Source organism: Virgibacillus sp. FSP13 (genome assembly GCF_054048505.1).
Genome location: NZ_JBSVKG010000071.1, coordinates 1 through 1,019 on the forward strand (window position 1 = coordinate 1; position 1,019 = coordinate 1,019).

The window sequence follows — 1,019 nt, forward strand, 5'->3', positions numbered from 1 at the left end:
GGAAGAATAGGAGAGAAAAATTATGCGTTTATCACTTTTAGGCATTTCAATATCATTATTTGGAATAGCCTTAATACTAACTTCAAGCGGTTCACCAACAGTCGTTGGACTTGTTATTTCATTTGTAGGGTTGTTAGTTTCATTGGTTTCTTGTTTTATAAATGAGGCTAAAAATGTAAAAAATAATTCATATTGAAATAGTGAATTTTTATTTGAATGAAAAAGACGTTTTTTCCAGAATCGGGCGCAGTAATCTAATAAAAGTGCGCCTCCTTCTGAATCGAGCCAGATTGTAGAAATAATGTGATATTAAATACTATAAAATACAATGAATAAAGGGTAAATAAAAATGGACAAAAAAGAATGGTTGGAGATTTTGAAACTTATTGGTGAAAGAGATGCCTTTGATTGGATAACTTTAGTAGTTGAAATTATATCTCCTATTTTGTTACTAATCTCAATTATAATTAGTTTTAAAGCGGCTAAAGCTAGTAGAAAGTCAGTTGAACTTAATAAAAAGGTATATGAAGATCAAAAACATGAAAGAGAATTGAGTTTCTTACCTTTATTTCAAACTCTATTTTATTCTAATTACGTAACGAAAATACAATTTAAACTTAAGAATAAGAATGAAAAAGAAATATATATTCAAAATGCTGTCAGCGAATCCCCACATAAATTTGAGTTTTTTGAAGAGGAAAATGATAATGTATATTACTTTGAATTAGTCAGCGACAGTAAGTATCAAAGTGAAGATTATATAAAAGTATGGCTATATTACATAACTTTAGACCATAAAAATTATTGTACAAAATTAACCTTACAGATTTTTAACGGATCTTTAATAATTAAGGAACAAGAGCATACCAGGCGCGAAAAAAATATTTTAGTGCCTCAACAATGAAAACACAGTTAAACATCAGAAGAGTATCAAAGTAATTATAAAGTAAGTTTCACGACGTATTTGCCGAATAACTAATTGTCAGTATTGCTTATGCTGTAATAGGGCGCAATTCTTG

At 28.8% G+C, this 1,019-nt stretch carries 2 protein-coding genes; both read left to right on the top strand.

The window, feature by feature from the left end; genetic code table 11:
• The first annotated feature begins 22 nt into the window (after nucleotides 1-22).
• On the top strand, nucleotides 23-196 hold the full coding sequence (locus tag ACW2QC_RS20215) for a hypothetical protein (protein WP_457545724.1): 174 nt from the start codon (nucleotides 23-25) through the stop codon (nucleotides 194-196).
• A 153-nt stretch (nucleotides 197-349) separates the two neighbouring features.
• The gene (locus ACW2QC_RS20220) at nucleotides 350-904 is read left to right on the top strand and encodes a hypothetical protein (protein WP_457545725.1); all 555 of its coding nucleotides are present in this window, start codon (nucleotides 350-352) and stop codon (nucleotides 902-904) included.
• Nucleotides 905-1,019 lie beyond the last annotated feature (115 nt).